We start from the raw sequence: 957 nt of genomic DNA, 5'->3' as shown, positions 1-957 counted from the left end.
CCGAACAGGCCCGCCCGGGCCTCGCGGGCACTGGTCCAGCCGCGGTGCTCCCACTCCGGCCCGGCGAGCGAGTCCGCGGCGAGGAACACCTGGCCGTAGCCGACCCCGATCCGGCGCGCGGCCGCGACCAGCGCGGACGCCTCCATGTCGACCACCGCGCAGCCCTCGTCGCGGCGCCGCGCGACCCGCGCCGGGGTCTCCCGGAACACGGCGTCGGTGGTCCAGCACCGCCCGACGACGTGCGGCACCCCGGCGCCGTCGAGCACCCGGACCACCGCGTCGACGCCGTCCGGGTCGGCGTCGATCGTCCGCGACGGCGGCTGATAGTGGAACGACGTGCCCTCGTCGCGCAGCGCGCTGCCCAGGACGACGGCGTGCCCCAGCGTCAGCTCGTGCCGCAGCGCCCCGGCCCCGCCGACCCCGACGACGGTGCGGACGCCCAGCGCCGCGAGGTGCTCCAGGAACATCGCCGCCAGCGGCGCGCCGACGCCGGGGTGCAGCACCGCGACCGGTGTCCCGCCGGGCCCGGTCGTACGCCACACCGGGCTGCGGCCGAGCTCGCTGCGCAGCACGGTCACCGTCTCGGAGCGGGTCCCGACGTCCTCGACGACCTCGGGGAACCAGCACAGCACCGCCGCGGCCGGCATGTCCGGGCGGAGCGGGGTGATCGCCGACGCCCGGATCACGCCCTCGGCGTCCAGGTCGTCCTCGTGCAGGGGGAGGTCCATCGTCGACGATCATCCCCCGCGCACCCGGTCGGGTGGAACACCGCAGGTGGGCGGGGTGACCCTCTCGCCCGGCGTCCCGGTGACGACGGCGCGCAGTATCGTCGGCCGCGGATGCCCAGGATCCGGGCCGATCGGAGGGTGGCACAGGCATGGCCGGAGACTTCCGCGGCCCGCCCCCCGCGGGCGGGCGTCCGCCGCAGGGCGAGCCGCCGCGCGGCGGCCGTCCCGC

The 957-nt window shown here is 78.0% G+C and carries 1 protein-coding gene; it reads right to left on the bottom strand.

The window, feature by feature from the left end; translation table 11 throughout:
* A partial coding sequence (locus GTW08_RS06185) for a nucleoside phosphorylase (RefSeq protein ID WP_161151555.1) occupies window positions 1-728 on the bottom strand: 728 nt, incomplete at its 3' end.
* Between the last annotated feature and the right edge of the window lie 229 nt (window positions 729-957).

Origin of the sequence: Pseudonocardia sp. SID8383, assembly GCF_009864975.1 — a bacterium.
Classification (GTDB): domain Bacteria; phylum Actinomycetota; class Actinomycetes; order Mycobacteriales; family Pseudonocardiaceae; genus Pseudonocardia; species Pseudonocardia alni.
The sequence above is the reverse complement of the archived record's forward strand: the minus strand, read 5'-3'. Positions and strand labels throughout refer to the sequence as shown.